The organism is Bradyrhizobium sp. CCBAU 51627 (genome assembly GCF_028128765.1).
In the GTDB taxonomy this organism is placed as follows: Bacteria; Pseudomonadota; Alphaproteobacteria; order Rhizobiales; family Xanthobacteraceae; genus Bradyrhizobium.
Map to the genome: position 1 here is coordinate 564,975 of NZ_LBJG01000024.1, position 20,514 is coordinate 585,488.

At 58.6% G+C, this 20,514-nt stretch carries 20 protein-coding genes and 1 pseudogene; 7 read left to right on the forward strand and 14 right to left on the reverse strand.

The genetic code is table 11. The annotated features are described in order from the left end of the window. Window positions 1–72 precede the first annotated feature (72 nt). From XH88_RS17555 to XH88_RS17565, 3 genes are all read right to left on the reverse strand, one after another. Window positions 73–306 (reverse strand): hypothetical protein, encoded by a 234-nt coding sequence (locus XH88_RS17555; protein WP_128948386.1) that lies wholly within the window; start codon window positions 304–306, stop codon window positions 73–75. Window positions 307–1,578: 1,272 nt separating this feature from the next. After that, complete coding sequence (locus tag XH88_RS17560) at window positions 1,579–1,809, reverse strand: hypothetical protein (protein ID WP_271669524.1); 231 nt, start codon at window positions 1,807–1,809, stop codon at window positions 1,579–1,581. Between the two features lie 178 nt (window positions 1,810–1,987). Continuing rightward, window positions 1,988–2,965 (reverse strand): hypothetical protein, encoded by a 978-nt coding sequence (locus tag XH88_RS17565; protein WP_128948388.1) that lies wholly within the window; start codon window positions 2,963–2,965, stop codon window positions 1,988–1,990. Window positions 2,966–3,643: 678 nt separating this feature from the next. On the opposite strand from XH88_RS17565, the gene XH88_RS17570 reads away from it, so the two are divergent. The 7 genes and pseudogenes from XH88_RS17570 to XH88_RS17600 all read left to right on the forward strand — a co-directional run bounded on the left by XH88_RS17570 (window position 3,644) and on the right by XH88_RS17600 (window position 9,538). Beyond that, entirely contained in the window at window positions 3,644–3,865 is a 222-nt protein-coding gene (locus tag XH88_RS17570) for an excalibur calcium-binding domain-containing protein (protein ID WP_245471749.1), read from the forward strand. A 103-nt stretch (window positions 3,866–3,968) separates the two neighbouring features. Continuing rightward, the gene (locus XH88_RS17575; protein WP_128948389.1) at window positions 3,969–4,391 is read left to right on the forward strand and encodes a hypothetical protein; all 423 of its coding nucleotides are present in this window, start codon (window positions 3,969–3,971) and stop codon (window positions 4,389–4,391) included. Window positions 4,392–4,408: 17 nt separating this feature from the next. Then, window positions 4,409–4,702, forward strand: a pseudogene (locus tag XH88_RS17580) (SOS response-associated peptidase family protein); the annotation flags it as partial. Between the two features lie 520 nt (window positions 4,703–5,222). Further along, window positions 5,223–5,390, forward strand: a complete 168-nt coding sequence (locus tag XH88_RS17585) for a hypothetical protein (protein WP_164937378.1) — start codon at window positions 5,223–5,225, stop codon at window positions 5,388–5,390. 1,140 nt (window positions 5,391–6,530) lie between these two features. Beyond that, a complete protein-coding gene (locus XH88_RS17590) occupies window positions 6,531–7,217 on the forward strand; it encodes a hypothetical protein (protein ID WP_271669525.1) in 687 nt (228 codons plus the stop codon). 246 nt (window positions 7,218–7,463) lie between these two features. Further along, on the forward strand, window positions 7,464–8,384 hold the full coding sequence (locus tag XH88_RS17595; RefSeq protein ID WP_271669526.1) for a hypothetical protein: 921 nt from the start codon (window positions 7,464–7,466) through the stop codon (window positions 8,382–8,384). Between the two features lie 191 nt (window positions 8,385–8,575). Beyond that, window positions 8,576–9,538 (forward strand): DUF4238 domain-containing protein, encoded by a 963-nt coding sequence (locus tag XH88_RS17600; protein ID WP_271669527.1) that lies wholly within the window; start codon window positions 8,576–8,578, stop codon window positions 9,536–9,538. A gap of 153 nt (window positions 9,539–9,691) precedes the next feature. Here XH88_RS17600 and XH88_RS17605 read toward each other — a convergent pair whose 3' ends face one another. The 11 genes from XH88_RS17605 to XH88_RS17655 form a co-directional block, all read right to left on the reverse strand. Then, complete coding sequence (locus tag XH88_RS17605) at window positions 9,692–10,228, reverse strand: hypothetical protein (protein WP_271669528.1); 537 nt, start codon at window positions 10,226–10,228, stop codon at window positions 9,692–9,694. Continuing rightward, window positions 10,225–10,728: a hypothetical protein gene (locus XH88_RS17610; RefSeq protein ID WP_271669529.1), complete on the reverse strand. Its 504-nt coding sequence runs from the start codon at window positions 10,726–10,728 to the stop codon at window positions 10,225–10,227. The genes XH88_RS17605 and XH88_RS17610 overlap by 4 nt, the downstream gene beginning before the upstream one ends. Next, window positions 10,671–12,005, reverse strand: a complete 1,335-nt coding sequence (locus XH88_RS17615) for a hypothetical protein (protein WP_271669530.1) — start codon at window positions 12,003–12,005, stop codon at window positions 10,671–10,673. Before XH88_RS17615 ends, XH88_RS17610 begins: the two co-directional genes overlap by 58 nt. Further along, a complete protein-coding gene (locus XH88_RS17620) occupies window positions 12,002–13,030 on the reverse strand; it encodes a radical SAM protein (RefSeq protein ID WP_271669531.1) in 1,029 nt (342 codons plus the stop codon). Before XH88_RS17620 ends, XH88_RS17615 begins: the two co-directional genes overlap by 4 nt. Next, window positions 13,030–13,635, reverse strand: coding sequence for a DUF4186 family protein (locus XH88_RS17625; RefSeq protein ID WP_271669532.1), 606 nt, complete (start codon window positions 13,633–13,635; stop codon window positions 13,030–13,032). Before XH88_RS17625 ends, XH88_RS17620 begins: the two co-directional genes overlap by 1 nt. A gap of 8 nt (window positions 13,636–13,643) precedes the next feature. Continuing rightward, window positions 13,644–15,092, reverse strand: coding sequence for an XRE family transcriptional regulator (locus tag XH88_RS17630; protein WP_271669533.1), 1,449 nt, complete (start codon window positions 15,090–15,092; stop codon window positions 13,644–13,646). Next, window positions 15,089–15,526, reverse strand: a complete 438-nt coding sequence (locus XH88_RS39235; RefSeq protein ID WP_442868444.1) for a DUF6932 family protein — start codon at window positions 15,524–15,526, stop codon at window positions 15,089–15,091. The genes XH88_RS17630 and XH88_RS39235 overlap by 4 nt, the downstream gene beginning before the upstream one ends. Window positions 15,527–15,755: 229 nt before the next feature. After that, window positions 15,756–17,999 carry a S8 family peptidase gene (locus XH88_RS17640; RefSeq protein ID WP_271669535.1) on the reverse strand — a complete coding sequence of 748 codons (2,244 nt, stop codon included), beginning with the start codon at window positions 17,997–17,999 and terminating at the stop codon, window positions 15,756–15,758. Continuing rightward, window positions 17,996–19,126 (reverse strand): AAA family ATPase, encoded by a 1,131-nt coding sequence (locus tag XH88_RS17645; RefSeq protein WP_271669536.1) that lies wholly within the window; start codon window positions 19,124–19,126, stop codon window positions 17,996–17,998. Before XH88_RS17645 ends, XH88_RS17640 begins: the two co-directional genes overlap by 4 nt. A gap of 147 nt (window positions 19,127–19,273) precedes the next feature. Next, a complete protein-coding gene (locus XH88_RS17650) occupies window positions 19,274–20,146 on the reverse strand; it encodes an ImmA/IrrE family metallo-endopeptidase (RefSeq protein ID WP_271669537.1) in 873 nt (290 codons plus the stop codon). After that, on the reverse strand, window positions 20,146–20,499 hold the full coding sequence (locus tag XH88_RS17655) for a helix-turn-helix domain-containing protein (protein WP_271669538.1): 354 nt from the start codon (window positions 20,497–20,499) through the stop codon (window positions 20,146–20,148). Before XH88_RS17655 ends, XH88_RS17650 begins: the two co-directional genes overlap by 1 nt. Between the last annotated feature and the right edge of the window lie 15 nt (window positions 20,500–20,514).

The window sequence follows — 20,514 nt, forward strand, 5'->3', positions numbered from 1 at the left end:
CGAACGGCAGCAGAGCCGCCGCCATCGAAGTCTGCTGCAACCGTCTCGATGCTGAACGGCCGCGGATCCGCCTCATCCGCCGGGCTGTTGGTCCTTCGCCGAACTCCAGTCAGGACCGTGGATGCGGACCATCTCGCGATGGGACCACTTGATGAAGGCACGCTCAACACAAAAGGCGGCGGCGACCCCAGCGGCCAGCGCAAGGCCGCAGGCGATGTAGTCGTTCGTGAAATTCCAATAGATATTGCTGCCGGCGACCACGACAAAAGTGAGTGCCATCGCCGTATTGCGAAATGCCTTGACCATTTTGCCCCCAGCAAATTGCCTACGAACTTCCTAGCATTGCGACCCTGAGGATCAGCAGCGTCGATGGGGCGTCCTGCGCCGTCTTTCTGCACGGACCCCAGAAAGCCACGCCCGCATGCGAATGCCGGCAGCGGCCCGGCGATGGTTTCGCCTCGGTCGGGCAGCGCCGCTAGGCGTCCACTTGGGCGCGCTTGTGCAGCGACGTCCCGGCGATACGGTCCAGATCGGGGCCTAGTTTCCGGCCGCGCGTAATATCGCGCTCGACGGTCCGAGGCGGTGTCCTGCTCTTTGCCGGTATCCATCACGCCGATCAAACCGCCATTTTGGCGGTTTGATCGGCGATGGATCCTCGCTGTGCTGCGTCTCCGGATGCATCCCTTCATGAGCCGCCTTCCGCTTCGCGATCAGCTTCGCGCTGCGCCGACGTCAGGTCGCGGCGGATCAGGTTTCGTCGGTTTCGGTTAACGCTGCTTGCCTCGTTATCGCACGAACTAAATGGACGTCCACAAGAATGCGCCTCTGACCCAGAAAGGTCGAGAGGCCATGGTGTAGGGTTGTTGAAGGAGAGGTACGGGAGATTGCATCGATGGAAACGTGGTGTCCAAAGCCAATGGCGCGTTCCCCGACCTGGGGCAGGGGCAACTCGCCTTGGACAGCTTCAGCTACACGATCTCCGACGGTACGCTGGGCGATACGGCAAGCACTAGATGATCTTGGAATCGCGGTCGCTGAGAAGAACCTCGTAGAACAGTTGACCTTGGTTACTCTTCAGGCGCGGCCCACCATTGATTGACCTCGTCATGATTTGCGTCAACACAAGGGAATCACGCTCGCCGGCTCGCCTCGGCCGAGGGAATATCCGCTCCCCGGGGAGGACCGGAGTTGATCGATACAGACCCAAAACGACACGATCGACCCGTTCGGACCTTCGATCGGCACCGGAACTACGGGCGACAATGACTTTGGTGAGCGTTGTTTGAGCTGCTCTGGCTTAGGCGCAGGACTTGATAAGGTATCTTAGGTGTGGTGAGTGTGGGGAAAGGCGGTAGCGCTCCCCCGCTACCAACGATCCCCCCGACATAGCCATGTTCGGGAATAGGGCTGGATTGCCGCAGAGGGCCGCTAGCCGCCCCTTGATATCAATCCGCACACTCCGGTCATCCTCGGCATTAGCCTTTGTCCCGGCACCGCCCGGTCGGCTGGGACTGGCATGCACGACAATGGCCGTCACCAATTCGCGGATGGCCGCGAACTCGGTCGGGGCACCGCGCTTCAACTCTGTAGCCAGTTCCACAACGGCGCGCTTGTAGCGGTCGAGCGCCTTGGGGGCAGGGCGATGATGTTGTCGCCTTCTTTGGCGCTTTCGAGCCCGGCTGCGACCATGATCTTCTCTGCCTCAAGTTCCTGCATGCGGGCGACGAGCTGCTCCGGCGGCATGCCGGCAACTACGAAGCAGTCAACGATCCGCGGCCGAGTTGGCGGCCGAGCGCTTTCGTGCAGCATGTGATCCACGCTGATACGGCAGCCGTGCGACGTTCTGCACCAGATCGCGTGCGGTAATCGACGACATCGGGGATCAAAAGGCACAGCGGATGTAACCGGCTTGATGACCTTGAAGGGCCCCGACGTGCAATATCGTCGGGGCCGTTGCCTAGGAAGCACGCGCAAATCCGTTCTTCATCTATTCAGCGGCTCTAGGAAATGTTTCGTTCGCTGTGAGGCGGCCCTGCGCGCATTGAGTGACTTCGCAAGCACCCGTGCTTTGCGTTATTTTGACGCAAACCTTTGCTGGGGTATCCTGATCATATTGCTCGGAATACCGCCCCGGGTCGGAACTCGAAAACTGCGTCACTGAGCGAGTTTTTTGAACAAAGTAGCCGCCCGGGTGCTTTGGATGGATGCAGTCCCCCACCTGTCCGGCGCTGCAACCCGGGTTGGGGCCGTGCGAACAGGTCTTCATTACGGTATCCGAGGTTACAGGCTGAGTATCCCATACAACCTGGGGCGGATCCCTTACGATGACCTTGGAGTTCGTTTCACCGCCGACCTTTAGCTGAAGAAAAACATCGCCGTTGCCAGTACGCTCAATGACTATTTGCTCCGTTTTTCCCTGAGTCCACTTCTCGGGCTTGCTGACTAGGGTGCCACCTTTTACGAGAGGTGGTGCATCATAGTTTGCATTTGCATCGTCGAGGTTTCTTCCAACCCAGAACGCCTCGAACGTGAGAAAATCTCCCTCTCTACTGCGCAACCAGATAGGCAGCCCCGCCGATTTGTGATTGAGGCAGCTTTCGTAAGCGGCTATGGCCCGCGCCGAGTAAGTTTGTGAAAAATAGCTTGTCGCATAGGAGCTGCGGTAGTCAAATTTCGTAGCTTGAGCTATCCGAACAGCTTTTTCCTTGGCTTCAGCGTAGCTGCCCGAGCCGGAAATCAACCCATAGGAACCACTCAAGGCGCCGCTCTTTTTTGCTTGATCGAATTCCTCCTGACTTGCGGTAAGAACAAAGGCCAGCTCGGTTTCTCCCGTGGCGCGAATGTCCTTCATCTCTTGAACCAAGAAAGCTCGCGGGTCACATTGCGCTTCTGCGTAGTTTGTGAAAGCAAACAATGCGACGGCGCTTGCGCACATAGCGCAAAGGAACGCACTGAGGCGGGTCATTTTCCTAACCTCCGCATGAGATGATTAAACAACCAATGCTTGAGCGCCGCTCACCGCTCGTCAAGGGCGAAAGTAACTATTCTTAGTACTTGACATTGCGGCAACGGATGCGTGTACATCAACGGCAGGTCGCCCCGCGTGTTGGAAAAATGCCGCGAACCCAAAAACTCGCCCCAGGGATCGACTGGAAGACCTCATCGCAACACGCGCAGCTAACGCGCGCGTCCCATGCGCGTGATGAGGCGCACGCGATCGCCGTCGCGCTCCATGCGGAGGCGATATCCGTCGTACTTCACCTCATGGAGCCAATCTGGGCCGTTCGGGACCGTGGTGCCTTTGGTTGGCAGGCAAAATTCGAATGAACGCATGCGGGAAAAATAGGCATTCTCGCCTGATTTGCGAGGGCGACTTCGTGAGCGCGGACTAATGGGCTGTGGGCTAGGCTCCACAACCTCGGGCAGAGACATTGCTACCAAGCTACTAGGAATAGACTTTTTTCAGTCAGACGCTTTTGTATAGCACTTCCTTGGTTTGGCCATGCCGCACCTTCCGAACCTCAATCCGGTTCGCCCCGGTCCCGGTCCTGAACAGCGACTGCGCAACTTGCAGCGCAGGTTCCGTGCGGTGTCGTCGCGTCATGATCGTGCTATCAAGCTGCGCCGTGTCATGAACGCGGCGATGGCGATCTCAGCCGTTACACTAGCTGTTGCGGTCTTCGGGGTCTTGGCTTCGAGCCCTTGGCCGGTCACGACAACGCTCAGACATATCGCGTCCGCGCCCAACTGTGAGTTTGCCCGCTTGTTTGGCTTGGCACCGGCGAGGCTGGGAGAGCCGGGGTACTGGAGACATCATGATCGCGACAGGGACGGAGTTGCTTGTGAGCCATGGCCGTCGCGGTAGTTTAAGGTTCGTGTTTCGGCCAATTCTCTAGCGGCCCAAGGCTGAGCTCCAAGACATTTAATGGGGCCCCCAGCCGGAAACATGTTGAAACGGGAGGAGGTAAATGTGGGAGCTTACCTACGAACTGATAAAAGCGCTGATCGTTGAGGCTTTGAAATGGGGAATTCTCGCCCTTGGCGGCTGGCTAATCCTGAATGTTGCGCCAATCACAAGATCGATTGCCAAGAAGGGCATTCCTCGCTCTATGGTCATCACCATCATTGCGGCTGTGACCATATCTGGCTTCCTGAATGGCGCTATCACAATACTCTACAACGATTACCAAATAGCTCGCCTTGGCGAGTGGGGCCAGGATCCTGGTCCCTTGGACCCCAAAAACGTCAACGGCGGTTATGGGCCAGTCACGGCGACTTGTCCAAAAGGCTCTTACGTCGTGGGCGTCCGCAACTACGGTAACACGGCTAAGCCATATTGCATCGGGTGCTTCGTGGCCGTTCAGGTATTGTGCCGAAAGCTGAATAACTGACCTTGTTGTTTGCCCACATGTGCAACCTTTACAGCATCACCACCAACCAAGCCGCCATCCTCGCGCTCTTCCGCGTGGTCAACCGCTACGTCGGAAACCTACAGCCAATGCCCGGCGTCTTTCCGGACTACCCGGTGCCGGTGATCCGCAACACGGAAGGCGGGACTGAGATGACGCTCATGCGCTGGGGCATGCCGCCGCGCGCGGGTGGCCCGCCAGTTACTAACATCCGTAATACGTCATCACCACATTGGCGCGGCTGGCTAAAGCCCGAGAACCGTTGCCTTGTGCCGTTCAACAGCTTCGCCGAATAACCGCTTCCGACGAAGCCGCAACTGAAATCTATCGACGGCTGATGGGGCAACTACAGCGGGCGGGATTGCGGCGGAGCGGTTACATTATTTCCCTCATGATCTGGGCGATAAAGAACAAATCGCAAAGTGAGATATTAAACGAGGCGGTCCTTTTGCAGAACTTGATCGACTATGTTCTGGGGCGCATGGATTACACATCAGTTCTGCGACGAGAGTTTGATTTCCACTCTAAGGGCATGCTCATCTCTAAAGTGAAGAAGAAGGCGTACACAGGCAGCTCGAAGCAGCCTGAGGATTAGGCGGGTTTTCTATCCGATCGCGCCGCCCTCGATCCGGTGTGGACGTCATTCACCGATGGATACCAGATACTCAGGTTAGCTGTGTCGGGGGGAACGCAGGTAGCGCTCCCCCGCTACCAACGCTTCAGTATGGCGTTCACTTCGATAGTCCGTCCGATGCTCAGACAAAAGCGACGCATCTTAACGACCTCGCTGCGGTGGCGACGAAGAAATCGAACATGACGTTCGAGGACGTTAAGGAGTTGCCGTTCCCGCTCATGCAGGGTTACCGCATCATGCGCCTTTGCAATCGCGCCCTATATGAAGTGAGGGACGCGAAGCCCGATGGTGTTTCGCGGATCGAAGTCAACGTGGTTCAGCTCGGCATTGCAAAGGGGGAGTTCTAGTGGAGCGAATCCAGTACGCGCCCCGGCGGGGCGCAACGTATGAACCGTCGCTGGACATCCTCGTGCCTGCGCTCGCGAGGCTGCGTGAATGTCAGACCTCGATTGATGCTCTCGTGCTAATTGACTCGCTGCCGGACATGATCTTGCCCGGCTTGGCTTACGTGGCTTCGCGCCGACAGTACGTTCCGCGCGACGCGGTGCAGGCCGTGGTGACGTACTGCGGGCCGTTGTTCCTAGAGCGGTGCCCTGGGGCGTCGTCGTTCGCGAGAACTGCTTAAGCGCTACCCCAAGCGGGCGGCATGCTCAGGCCTCGTGAGGTACGATGCCTGACAGTCTGTAAGGTTTGTCGCCTCACAAACCTTACGTTCTGGGCGCCTATTATCGTTGTGACACGCGCGTCGTCTAGGTAGCGAAGCCCTCGCACGCGAAAAATAAAGCCGTTGTCGATCCGGGTCAGTTCGCACAAAAGTCGGTCGAGCCGCTGATTCCAGGGCGGGTCATTTATCAAACCGAGGGTATGGGGCAAGGGGAATGCAACTAATCGCTACAAGGCACTACCACGACTGTAATCCCGTCACGCGTGAAGAATACGAGCTGCAAGACCGGATGTACCGTAAGTCTGACGTTGATTTCGTCCTGAGGGTGGCAGGCTCCCTGCCGGGCGATCCCGCAATCGAACAGTCGTACGGTCTCGAATGTGTATTTGAGTGGCTGCGAGAATGTCCAGAGCAGATCGAACGGACGGTAATCGAGAAGACCTAGCTCGACTCATGGAGCTGGTAGTCACGCGGCACATATGGGGCCGGGGCCTGACCGCGGAGCAGATGCAAGACACCCTTGCGTCTGCTCTCGACGAAGGCCGACGCCACTTAGTGCGCGTCCGCAAGGGACCGGACGAGCAGATGGAGATTGAATTTAAGGCTGAACTAGGGGATGTGGGACGCGCGTTCGTTGAAGCGTCCAAGAGCGCTCCCGACAACCGGCCTAGTTGAACGCCATGAGCTTTGACGGGTTACCGGCGCTTTCGCACTCGCGGTAACAGGCGGGTACGCGATTGTCCCGAGCAAAAATCGCTCGCCGCAATTGAAGGCGAGGCCTCCGTAAGATAGGCTACGCGAGCAGCCATCCGGGAGGCGGCCCATGACAGGCAAAACCTTCAAGCAGCAAGTCATCGGAACGATCTTAATAGTGCTCCTACTTTCCCTACTTTCGTTAGCCGCTAGTTGTTGGGGTAACCCAAATGCTAGCGACCCATATAGCAGCGCCCTGCGGGTCGTTCCTGCGGTTTTGATTCCTATCGGGGCTGCTTGGCTCGCGTTCTGCGTTCAGCGGAGGGTTGCTTTCACGAAAGCCCTCTTTGATGTGTGGCAGAAAATTGTGGTTACAGTTCAGGACGCAATACAGTACACGCATTCGCCAACGCACACGCAGGCTGAATACGCGAAGGTCATGCACAGCCTAAGTTGCCGAATAGATGATGTACGGGGTGCGTTTCGGAATGTAGGGGAAGAGCGCACAGCTTTGTCCCATGAAACCAGAAAATTCGTTTTGGCCATTCAACATGCTAAATCACTAAGCGCCTGCGCAAGTGCGTTGGCGACGTACGGCTTCCCAGAAAAGAAATCTATCGGTCTTTATCCATTCGAAAGTCTAAAGCAGATTTCTTCCGTCATCTCACGCTTGGGCTACGGCAGTTCGATAACGTCGCAAGACTCCGAAATCGCACGGGATACAATATTAGCACTCTGGGGGATACTCCGTGGAGAGTTGTTGAAGGAGCTCGACAGAGATTATCCTGATTACCCTGATACACCGTTCAAAGCTTAGTGGCCTCATCGATGTCACGCTTCATGTGCTCAGCCCGAATATGATGGATTGGACCGACCTTTCCCAAAAAGCAGAGTGCAACCAGTAGCTAAGCCTTGTTGGCAACCACTCGCGCAGTACCATACGCAGTACCGTCTAATCGACGCCGTCCAGTTGGCCAGACCGAGACGGCCACGCATGTTCTAGCGCAGCCGTCAGTCACTCTTTGTCCCCAACTGCAATTCGCCACGGAAGGATGAAGCCGGCATGATGACATTCGGCCGACAAGCGACTTTGGGAAAATTCCTGATCAAGAAGCGCGACGAGACGATCAAGGAATTGAATAAGGCTACAAGCTATTTGGCACTTACTTCGTCGTGGAGTTTGACTCCAGACCATGAGACTTTCCACCATCAGGCGTACCTTGGCGCAGTGTATAGCGCGTTCGAAGGCTATCTTTTGGATATCGCCTCGGAAATGCTTGAGTGCTTCCCTGACAAACTCAAGGACAGTGACATCAAGCTGCAGGACTATGTAAAGAACGCCAACGACTTTATTGTCACGATGGTGGAGAAGCAGACTGACAGCCTCGGATACAAACGTTTCGAGGTGATCTCCGAAACAGTCATGAAGTATTTTCAACCAAAGCCCTTCAAGAGTACGGCTTTGCCCGTCGTTCAGGAGTTCAAAGCCACTCGTGACCTGTACGTTCATAATGGCGGCAGGTGGAACGCAATCTACCAAAGCAAGGCGGGGCCAAATGCTCGAACCGAACCAAGTTCGGGAAAACCCTTGCCGCTCGACGTCGCGTATTTGAAGGCAGGCACAGACGCCGCAATCACCTTTATCAACGATTTCCATGCGCAAGGGCCTCGGCAATACGAGCGCTACACCAGAGTAAAGGCCTTCGAGCAGATGTGGACCACATCCGCGCTAGAATCAGTAATGAAGTTCACAGATGCTTGGTCTGTCGAAGCGAAGATAGATATGGCGCGACCAAGCGAACTTGCGCTGAGTTGGGCATGGTCGCATTCAGAGAAGCGCTTGTTTGATTTTTTCCTCGCGATCTACGCTCCAGATCATCCGGACGTGAAATATACCATCCAAGAGGCCATTGCGCGCTGGCCCGTCGAAACAGACTCTGGGCAGGTTATGTTGAGCTGGCTGCGCTCTCCGTTCTATTTTTGATCGGCTGCCGCGCCGCGCCGCTAGCGGACCATCTCGGCAAGGGTCGAAATACATCAAGTGCCCGACTAGCGGTTAGATGCACGAGCTCCTTATGCTGGCAGCTTGCAAGGACTCGTGAGCCAATCTACACTACGACCATAGGTTTTATCAGAGAGCGCGCGCAACCGGCCCTTTGGAGAGGAGGAAGGCGAATGACCGAGGCCCGGAAGCATCACTACGTGCCACAGATGTACTTGTCAGGTTTCGCGAACTCAAACGGCCAATTGTGGGCCAGCGATGCCTCGATACCGAAGACGTTTGCAGTCGGCCCCACCAACATTGCCGCGGAGCGCGATTGGAATCAGATCGACATTAACGGAGTACCGAAAGACGCTCTAGAAAAGGAGCTCGGTAAGCTTGAAGGCCTCATAGCGCCCGGCATTAAGAGGGTTCGCGAAACAGCATCCTTCGGGACGAATGACGAGGATCGCGAAGACGTCATCAATCTCGTAACGCTCTTGGCGGTACGGAATCCGAGAGTTCGCGAAGGCATACAACGGCTCGAAACGGATCTTTTGCGCGCGATGCTCGTCGCGCCGTTCGAGGATCCGAAGCGTTGGGAAGCCGTTGTGAAGCAGATGAAGGAGATGGGCCAGTGGCCCGAAGGCCAGTCTACTGATTTCGAGGGCTTCAAAAAGTATGTCGAGGAGAATAAGGACAAGCTCTACGCGCATAAAAACCTTACGCTCGAGATGGAAATTGCGGCCTTAGAAAAAATGTACCCGGTCTTCGATGAACGCCGATGGCGTATTTTGAAGGCGAAAGAGGGGACCGGTGGCTTCGTGACCACTGATCATCCTGTGTGCGTGCACAAGCCGGAAGCTCCGGTAAATTATGGACAGCTCTATGCTCCCGGCTTCGGACTAGCGGATCGCGACATCCTATTTCCGCTGTCTCCTCTCGTTTGCCTGATTGGACGGCAGGAAGGCGAGGAGGACGTTATTGAGGTCGATCTTCATACCGTTGCCAGCGCCAATGCAACGGTGATGGGCTTCGCGTTGAAGCAGATATATTCGGTGGATGATCAGTTCTATTACACTCGCTCTCCCCACGTGCCGATCGGGCGAGGCTTCGCGCTTCTGAGGGACCCCCATTTTCTTCCTCGTGAGGCGTAACCATCCAAGTATCGAACGCGTTACTCCGGCTAGTCGAGGCCTCTTACATGTCGTGGAGGACCTTGCGTCAGCAAGTCTTGTCGGCGGCGCTTTCACACAACCGGACGAGTTCTGGCTGTCCACCTTTTTTCATCCCACAACGCTTCCACAACCCTATTGCCAGCGGCGGACCAATTCGAGGGATTCGGCCACGACCCGATCTAATGGTTGGTTGGCGTCGATAACGGCATCGGCACGTCGCGGGAGCTCATCTTGCAACTCAGTTTCGACGCGATGACGGGACGCGCGGGCGAAGTCTTCGGCATCGTCCCTCGATTGGACGCGCGCATTGCGGGTGGCTGCAGGGGCACCAAGAAACAATAACCGTGGCTGAGATGGCTTACCTACGGCGGCAAGGATATCAAATATGGCAACGTGCCGGATGCCGTCGATTACAAAGTCGTCGCCGGGGTGAAAGCCTCCCGAAGCGAGCACACAGCGGCAGAACGCCGCAGAATCGTCCTCGACGAGCCTTTGACCCAGGTCCTGCAGCGCTTTGCGGTCATTCGGGTCGCCGCCGAGCCGAGCGACCTCGCTTCGCAGATAGTCGCCAAAGCCCGCCCGGCGCCAGCCGAGCGCTGCGGCAATCGCTGTGGTGACGGAGGACTTGCCGCTGCCGATCTGGCCGGAAAGACAAAGTAGCAAGCTCATGTGAAGTTGAATGCCATCTGACGCGATCGTAGAGAGACCCAGCCTCGCCGGTCACGCTTGTCGCAACTGACTGGCTCAGTTGAAGCGGGCGCATCGAGCTCTATCAGGGTCGCATACAGCGCATCGGCGCGAGAGGACCAGAATTCATCGTCGGCTCTGATTCCTGGGCCAAAGCGATGCCGGATGCGGTCGATCGGTTCGCTGCTGAGGTCGTAGCTCCAGATGCGTCGGGCAAGCACAAGGCCACAGATCGGGCCGGCTACCTCCTTGAGGAGAATAATGTCACCATCATCGATCTCGCCGTAAGGCGCGCATCGGTTGCGACTGAAGCGCGATTCGATTGTCTTTTCGCCGGAGAGAACCATGGATAAGAACGGCTCAGCGAAGATCGCAAGATGCATACCGATCCGGCTCCCAGGTCGGATCGCGTCCGACAAATAGGTCAGCCAGAAATGATGGCCGTCGACCTGCTCCAGTAGTTCGTCGAGCTCGACCTCCAAGCTACACTCCGTTCCGTCGCTAAGCTGGGCGCTTTGCCCTCTTCTTGTTCCTCGATTGCCGCTAGCGCTCGCAGTTCGGCCCCGACTCGCTCTAACGCTTCGCGCTCGCGAATAGTGCCCCAGAGATCAGGCTGGACACCAGAGCCCATCGTCTCGCCAGCGCACGAAATTGCTGCCTCGAGGACAAGCTGTGGATTGCGGGTACGAAAGATACGATTACCCGAGGTCCAGACGTTAGCCAGCCGGCGCCGCGGATCCCGGCGGCTTACCGTCGGGAGGATATCGTCGTCGACTAGTGATATCAAACCTGCTTCATCGGAGCTTACTTCATCCGCGCCTTGTATGAATAAGCGCATGCGGCCAATGCCCACCTCAGTCCAGAAACGACTGCGGTTTGAGGAAGCAGGTGGTGGCCTAGTCGATGCGCGCTCTTTCCTAAACACGACTAAATCGCCGCGGCGCCATTGCGGCGGTGGATAGATTTGAGCGGCCGCTAACGCGTTGCGCTCGAAGAACGGCGTTTCATAGCTGATGGATAGGGACGAGTGCTCGATAAGGGTAAGCCCAAGTCGTCGCGCGAACGCGATTGTAGCTTGCCTGTCGGCCGCAGCGCTCGGCCGCGCCCCGTCGGGAGGCAAGCTGATCAGCGCAACGCCTCCAGGGCGGCACGCATGCGCGGCGGCAGCAAGCATGGGACGCACGAAGTCTAGATACCAAGGCGGATCGAGCAGAACGGCGTCCGCGCTTTCGCGCGGCAAGCCACCGCTGCAGAGCGCGATGGAGAGCGGTGTCCCAGTAACTCGGTTGAGCGCGAGAACCCGATCCGTGACACTGTTGCTCTCCGCAAGAAACGCAATGCGTCGACCGACAGGCAAGGTCAGCGCCTCGACCGCGAGGCCCGGGGTGCCGAACAGTAACAGATCGCCGCCCATGTGCGTCATATCGACCGCACGATTGAGCAGTAAGCGAGCCGAGTCCGGCGTGAACCGCCATTCGTAGTCCAGAGGGTGCGGGAGCGGCAACAGGGATCGCCCCTCGGCCACGGGGGAGCCGTTGGCAGCCGCCTGCCGGCGGATTGATGCCGCTGCAACTGGGCATATTGCCTTGACGTCTAACAGGCGATCGAGTGCCGCCAGGGCCTCGGTCGGATAGACGCCAGGGAGACGATGCAGGAGCGCCGCAAAGCAAGTCGTGCCATCGATGATGGCAGCCTTAACGAGGTCATCGACTCGTGCCGCGAAGGCCGCCTGAGACAATGACCGTCGCGCAGCGATCATGCCGGCCTCGTACGCAGCGGTACGTCGCAGATCTGCAACGCGCGCAGGTTCGGGGAGAAGCGGCGTTCAAGCTGGCCTAACCACGCGGCGATAGCCTCCTCCTGGACGGCCAAGCTTCTCTCTCGTACGTCGTCGCGTGCAAGTCGCTGTTCGACCGGCGTGAACACCTGGATCTGCAAGGGAATGACGCGGAGCGGATAGTTTGGGTCAATTGCCTGGAGTCGATCCATGAGGTCGGCAACGCCCTGAGCGATGCCATCATCGTGGGAGGAGGTTAATGTCACATAGCCGTAGACGTCTAGGCCCAAGTCCAGCACGCGCCGCAAGACCTCAAACTGGCGGTCATAATCCTCCGGCGCGGCGCGCGTGTTGAAAGCGAAAGAGCGGGCGTCGAAGCCTTTCACGCAGCAGACGCGACCATAGTTATGGTAGCTGCGCAGGAGCGCGAGATCGGAGGGCGGAAGCGCGTCAAAGAGATAGGTCGTGCTGAGGTTGTCGTCCGTCCAAAGATAGGTTGTTTCGGCGAGACCAGCTTCGGCGAGTGCTCGCATCATCCACGGAGTCCATTCCGGCACCAGGTCCGGCGATCCTCCCGAGAGGTCGATAATGCGAGGAGCGTCCGGAATCTGCCGATATAGGTGGACGAGTTCGGCGGCTGTGAACCACGCCGAGCGGCTGAGGTCGGCTTTAAGAAGCTCCTCCGGCACAAAACAGTACCAGCAGCGCCATGCGCAAGCAGCGTTCTGAAATACCAACGCGGTCATCACCTCTGGAACCGGCGTGATGCCGAGCGCGCGGCAGGCCGGCGCGATCGGGAGTGGATTGGCTGGCCAACCGTCGGCAGTTGCCATCCGGAAATGGCGAACGCGCCCGTATCCGTCGCAGTTGGCGGGAAGGGTGAGGTCGACCTCTTGGCCCGAGCCAGCGAGGCGAGAGATCAAGACGCGGCCGCCCTCGATGTCGACCGCGCGCGCGCGCAACTGCGCAGCGAAACGCTCAGTATCAATGGGCTTGGCTCCACGCATCACGGATGTGGTCCCTCCGGTTCGGGCGGCAAGCCACGGCGGCGCGGAACTTTGGTCGGCTCATCCGCCAGTTCGGGCAGCTTTTGATCGAGGAAGAGGTCCACAAGGGTAGCGCAGTAATTGAATTCTTCAGCGCGCAACGGTCGGCCCTTGGGGATGTCATGCCAATATTCGAGACAAGTCCGGCAGCATGTCGCCGTCGCGTGCTGCGCGTAATAGATTGCATTGCCTTGGAGAGGAGTCTGACGACCGTCACGGGGCGGCTCGGCGACGGCGAGGTATTTCCGGAGCCGGTCTCGGGCGGCATCCTTCAGTGCGATGCGCCCTTTGCGTTGGGCGTGGCGCATTGCGTCCTCGTCAACCGGACGGTGGAAGAAGTGGTGCCGTATCAACTCGTGCTGAAGAGACTCAAAGGTATGCGCCGCATCGCCCTTGTCACGGCGATGTAAGCGCTTCCAATCGACTAGGTCAGCCCCGCATGCTCGGCATTTGCCGCGCTGGTCAGGCGTCATCTTCTTCAGTTGTTTAAAGCAGTGCAGGTCGTTGTCGCAGTCGGTCGACGTGCATTTGATGTCGAGCGGCGGAGGTTTCTGGAATTCGGGCATTGATGACCTCAATGGAGCGCTCGATCGAGCAACTGCCGATCAAGCTCGTTGTCGATGTCGTAAGGGAAGCGTTCGACGAATACGTCGCGTGCGATTGTCCAAGGATCGCTGTCATCCGATTGCAGGTTGGCGGCTGTGCCCCACCAATTCACGCCTTGCCAGGAGAGACGAAAGGCGAGGTAGTTTGCCAGCGCGCCGACACTCACGCCGTTCTTGGCCGCAACCGCCGGGACGACGCCCTTCAACCGCTCGATCGATTTGCGCGCGGCTTGGACACATGCCTGCGCTAAGGTCTCGGCCTTTCCGTTAAGCACAACATCGCCGGCAAATTGGCTCGCGGCGATTTCCTCATTCGAGTTTCGCCGTTCGGCTGAGGTCTCATCCGCTTCTATGACCTCCAGTGTTTCGGCCTCAGGGTGTTGGCCAGCATGAAAGAGCTCATGCAGCAGATCGAATAGCCACCGGGCCTCATGCTTCGACGTTTGTTTCAGTACGACCGCGTTGCGTCCTTCATAACGCCAGCAAGCACCATGAAAGGTACCACGGTCGCGAAGCGGCAGAACGACGACGCCAAGGTCCCAAGCGGTGTGAAGTGCGCTCTTGAGATCGACAGACTTGTAAGCGTCCTGAATTCGGTGATGCATAACCGCTGGGTCTGTTGGGATTTCGGCCTTGGAAAGCGATCGCGCTCCCTTGAGCACGACGACGGCAAGATAGTTCGCGTAGGCAGCATAAAGGCTGGTCGATGCCTGTGCACGATTAGCGGGCATTTTGAACCGCGCTTCGGCCGCCGCGAAGCGAGGCGCGACCAACGCCTGCGCGCCGAATACATTGTCTCGCGTCCAACCAAATACCCGTTCGAGGACCACGCCTGCCTTCGCGGTCAACGCATAGTCGTCATCGTCGGTGGCTACCTCGCCGCTGGCACGCGCAGCGTCGGCCGACGGCAATAGGCGCGACAGCAGAAATTCACGATCAAGTCCAACCTGGCGTAGCTTGCTGACGAGCCCGCCAAAGCTGTCGGGAGCTACTGGCAGGAGAATGTCGTTCTTGATGCGCACGCCAAGCGCGCTGGCGATCTCGCGCAGGCGCTGATAGCTGGCGGACGAGTAGCGCTCCGACTCGTAGCGCTGGATTTGCTGTTCCTTAAGGCCAAGTCGATCGGCGAGAGCCTTTTGGCTGAGTCCGCTCGCGATCCGTGCCTGGATGAGGCCGTCAGCTAATCCGTCGAACGAGCTGATCGTGATCACCGAAAGGTCGGCAGACCTCAGGCGATCATATTCTGCAAGCTCAGCCTGCAGGTCCGCAAGCTGGCTCTCCATGGCCTCCCGCTCGGCTTGGCGCAGGCGTGGATGCACATCCGTCGGCAATGGGCTTTTTGCAAACTCGCTGATCGCTTTGCGAAACCGGTCAGCCTCGCTTCGAGTGATCTTGTACTGCCGTTCATTGGTGATCATGGCAGGCTCCCAAGGTCGATGTTGACGACGCCTTTGGGCACGCCGTTGCGGTCCTTCATAAAGAAGTCGCGGTAGAGCACGCCAGGGGCGGCGAGGTACGATGCCGGAAAGAGTTCGCCCAGGTATTTGGATTTCATGGCCGCTCGAGCGTTAGTGAAATCAAGCAGCACGGGGTCGAGGCGAAACGGATCGACTCCTCGCGTGTCCCAAGCTCCGTCATAGTCGTCCGGCAGTTCCTTCTGTGAAACGAAGCTTCCATCGAGGAGGACCGACCGGCAACTTGCACCAGCGAGATTTTGCAGGGCCGCGAGGAGGCCTCCGACGAGACGGGTTCGGTGACCATTGCAGCTGAAGCGCGGCGCAACTTCGCTCCAGGGTGCGTCATGCACCCCCGGGGGCAGGTACCCAGTCGATGAGTCGACATCCGGTAGCATGACACAACAATATCGTTGTGTTACTTGTTCGTCAAGTGTTCCTGTCTGATCGGCTCTCTTCCATGAGTGGAAGGTGATAAGCGCACATAAGATATTGAATTAATTAGTGAATATTGTTTATTGAAGTAGTCTAGATCGCTAATCCGAGCGAGCCGCCCTTCTCTGCCTCTCCGCGCAATTGGGCGGTTCCGCTAGGGTGGGCAGGGACCGCTAGCTCTCAAGAACTCACTTATTCCGCTTCATCTTCATTCTGGACGCGCACAGGAATCTCGACCAGCGGGACCAGGGCTTCAAGCTGCCCGCGGTAGCGCCGGACGATGCGTTCGTAGAGATTGGCGACGCGCCTTGCGGTCACGGACACGACCAGCGCGTATTTCAGCTCCAGCGACTGACGGATGCCGTGCCCTTCGGCGCGTGCGTTGTAGTGGATGTCGAATACCGGACCATCTAGGGATCGGCCGCGGAAATTGCTTTCGCCATGCAGGCAGTTCTCCCATTTCCATGCGTCACGGCGCAGCTCTTCTTCGGTGACTTGCGGTCGGTTTTTGCCGAAGAACGGCTTGCTGGCCGCATGCGCGGCATCGTCATCCTTGAACACGGTCTTGTTTGGACGGAAGACGACGTCGAGGCCGGCGCGCGTGTAGTTGCTTGGGTGATGCGGATCGACCTCAGTCGTGTAGCAGAGGGTCGCCTTGACCTTGACCATGCCTTTCAGCTCTTCGTCAGGCATCGGGATTGGCGCGCGAATGTACTTTGAGGCGGTAACGGTGCCTTGGTAGACGACACGCACGGTGTCATCATTGCAAATGACGATATCGTCGAGATGATGGGGGAGGCGCCCCCAGCCGATCTCGGCATGCGGAATATCTGCGGTCTCGACGCAGTGGACCAGCAGCGCGCGGATGGCGAGCGGACTGAGGAGGGAGCCGAGATGCGCTCGGACGCCGGAGCCCATGCGCAGCACGGAGGGAGCGGCAAAGCTGGTACCGCCTGTCGGTTCGATTTTTGGAGCATCCTTGGTGCGCAGGACCAGAAACGGTCGCGCTGTCGATCCACCGAATGCGACAAGATCGGGTTTGATGAGACCCGGGCTGCGTCCCGGACCGACTGAACTGTAGCCGGCGCGAAGCCATCCGTCGTCGGGGCTGTCGGCCGCGCCCACGGCCAAGGCGTTGACGCAATCGGCCGGGACCTGCACCCGGTTGGCGCCGATCATTTCGTCGCCTTCGCCGCCATTGCCAGCCGCCACCACGGCAAGGCAATCGCCCTTGGACAAACAGTCATCGAACACCGCAGTCCAGGCATGGACTTCGTTGTCGTCGATGGGGAGCTCAGGGCCGAGGCTAAGATTGATGAAGTCGTACTTGGTGCTGGCCAGCACGTTTTTGATGCGGTCAAGCACCTCATAAAGCTCGTAAGCGTTTTGGCCGGGCGTTGTATCGACAACCCGGTAATGATGTACGGGCGCGAACGGCCGCGGCGCGGGCTTGTTGGGCTGAAGGTGGCCGAACAAAAAAGCGGAGGTGACGCCGACGCCGTGGCGAAGAAGCGTATCCTCTGGTGCGCCAACGCCCGGCGCATCAATGGGTGTTGCCCATTTCGTCAGCGGATGTTTCGCTGGTAGCCCACCATCGAAGATCGCGGCGCGGATCTTGGGGTCGATTGGGCCTTCCTTCGGCAAGATGACGGAGTCAGAGCCAACGCCGGCCGTGCGGATGGTCGGCCGCAGCATCCGCAAGGGCGGCATCGGACGGATGGCGCGCACAAGGCTGAACGCAGCAACATCCTTCATCTTGTTGCGCGGCGCCTCAAGTTCGAGGAAGCAAAGGCCGCCGGCATAGAATCGCTTCTCGAGCGGCGGCTGCAGGCCAAGGGACTCCAAATATTCCTTGAACAGCGGAACGTAGTCGTCCTCGCCGTCATCCTCGTTGGCATGAAGGACTACTTCGAAGACGCCGGTCTTGCCGGCTTCCTCGATATGGATCAGCTTTTCCGTCGCGGTGGGGACGTTGACCTCCTCGATGGTCGGCAACTGCTTGGCACCGTCAGTGTCTGGCCGCCAGCCTTCGACCTGCTGTGACCAGCGGCGGAACGTACGTCGCGAGCCCATGAGGAAGAGCTCGGTGGTGACGGTCTCGGTGGGCTCCCGGCCGCCGCTACGCTTTTGCGGCGTAATGCTCTTGGGCCGGCTGCCGACTGAAGTCAGCCCGACCGACCGCAGAAGGTCTCCCGGGAAATAGGATTTGGCGATGTACTCCGGGTTCAAGGTTAAGGTCGCAACAGCCTGATCGTTCGGGCAGGCGGCCGCAGGCAGGGCATCCAGCTTGCGCGCGACAGTGGCCAGCATCGGCGCGATTCGGGATCGGGCTTCCGCGAACGTGTAAGGGTGTTGCTTCTCGGCTCCGCCGGACTTGATCTCGATGCGGTGCGCAAGGCGTTCGCCCCGAGCCAGCAGAAAATTGCGATTTTTCATGCGGTCACCTTTCGACGGCGGGCACGGCTGGATGTCGGAGCCTCTTTGCGGATCGTGTCACGGGACACACCTGTGATGCGTTGCGCCTCGCGCTGCGACGTCACGCCGGATTGCTCCAGAAGCCGGGCGAGATCGATGCGCTCGGAACGCGTCAGCTCGTCAGCGCGTACAAGCGCCTTGAGCTGCTCATCGAGCGGTGCCCCGGAGGTCACTGACGAACGGCGTGCAAGCGTAATCGCGCGCTCGACGTCATTGTGGGTTTTTCCTTTGAGCGCGAGCGAGAGAACTTTGCTCCACTTGTCGGCTTCGTCGAAGTACGGCTTCAACAGGGTCTTCACTAGCTGCTCGATTTGGAGCGGGTTTGGCACGCTGAAGGCCACCGCCATCTCGAACCGCCGCCATACGGCCGGGTCAAGAAGTTCGGCATGGTTGGTAGCCGCGACTAGGATGCCGGTGGCTGGCCAATCATCGACCTCCTGCAGGAGCACCGTGACGAGCCGCTTCAGTTCGCCGACTTCGCCGCGATCGTCGCGGCGCTTAGCAAGCGCGTCGAGTTCATCGAGAAGAAGCACGCATTCGATGCTCTTGGCGTAATCCAGCACGTGACGGAGATTGCTGCCCGTGCGGCCTAGAAAACTGCTCATAACAGCCGCAAGGTCCAGAATGAGGAGCGGGCGGTCGAGTTCGCGGGCGAGCCATCGCGCCGCCATGGTTTTGCCCACGCCGGGGGGGCCGGTGAACAAGATCGTGCGCGTGGGATGCAAGCCTGCCTTCTGCAGCGCCTCCGGTTCGCGGCGCTCGACGACAAGCTGCTTGAGGCTGGCTTCGATGTCCGGCGCCAGCACCATCTCGTGATCGAGCGAAATCGAATTCTCCACGCGCAACAGATGAAGCCGGGAGTCCGCGTCGACTGGAAGTGGCACCTCGGATTGCCGGCGCAGCGGGGAGGCGCGTGTCGGTGACTCCCGTAGAAGCGCGGCGAGGTTCGCCGCCATTTCAGGGAATTCGGGTTGATACCGTTTGACCGCCCGGTGGACGAGCAGCTGCACGTCCTGGGGCCTTCCGGTCAGCGCAAGCCGCGCCAGATCGACGAAATCTCCGGTTATTTGTTTTGTTCGTTCCGCCATGGTCCTGCCGTATGAGAGAAGGCGGATAATGTAATATAGGGTGGGCTAATTCACAATTAATGTGTGAGGTCTAGTCCACTGAATAAGAAAATTCAATAAAATCAATGTGTCATGTTGGATATATGGTGGGCTATTACGGTCTAATGGCTACCTGAACCGGGATTCCCAAGGGGCTTCGGGACCAGAATCGCCGTTCCCGTCATCCAACGCGTCCACTGTGGTGATGACCGTGAGCGAACGCCCGTAGCGCCCAAGGCCAACGACCTCCTCGTAAAGCTCGATATCCGGAAAAGCACCGAACCAGTCAGTCGCGTGCGCCTCTTCGTTGAGGCGCTCGGCTCGCAGGATCCGATCCGGGGCTGCGTTGAGTTTATGGGTTTCGGAACGCCGCGGTATTGGATCCCCTTTGCGTGGCCATCGTCCCGGTTTAAGGGAGAGAAACTGGTCGGACATAAAGCAGAACTCAATCCGGTGTTCGCGTGACTGGATGATGGCAACGGCCTCGTCAGTGAGCTGCTGATAACGGATGGCTGTCGCCGTGAGCGACGTCTCGCAGCGCGTCTTGAGATGCTCGATGGCGTCCAGTCCATCGCCGGCCGTCTCCATCGCCCGCGTGAACAGGCGTGCCGGCATCAGAAGGCCAGCGGCAAAATGATCGGCTTCCAGTTCGTAGCGGTCGTCCGATACAAAGCCACTTCGGGAAAAATGTTCGGTTGCACCGTTGGGCAGGATCGCATCCATATGGCCGGGCAGGTAGCAGTGCCCGATTTCATGGGCGACGCTGAAGTGCTGGAAGCCCTTGCTCTCGATGTGGGTCGCATACGCGATGGCGGATTTGCCGTGGGCGTGAATAAACATGCCGGAGACGCCGTCATGGTCCTTCGGCATTGGTATGACGCGGATACCCTGGCTCTTGGCGAGCGCGATGGGCTTGACGGGCAGCTTGTCGATCTTGAACTGGTCGCGCAGCAGCTTCTCGGCGAAGGCGGTGGCGAAATCGTATGGCCCCCGCCGTCCCATTAGCTTTCGTCCTCGGTAGGGAACGCCAGTGATCGAATGATTTGGCTGGCGAGGTCGCGGTTCTTTTTGTTGAGCCGCTGGACGTCACGATAAAGCGGATCACTCGGTGCCGCATATCCTTCCGGATCATCGGACCGCCCGAGAAGATAGTCGGTGGTGACGCCAAGCGCATCGGCAAGGCGGCGGAGATTGTCGAACGACGGCTTCCGGGTGCCGGTCTCGAAATGAGAGATGGCAGAGCCCTGCAGGCCGGAGCGAGTGGCCAGCTGGTCCTGGTTGAGGCCGCGCAGGTTCCGCGCGGATTTCAGGCGATCCGGGAAAACGGCAGACGGAGCCGGGCTTGACGATGACATGACGAATACGTATAG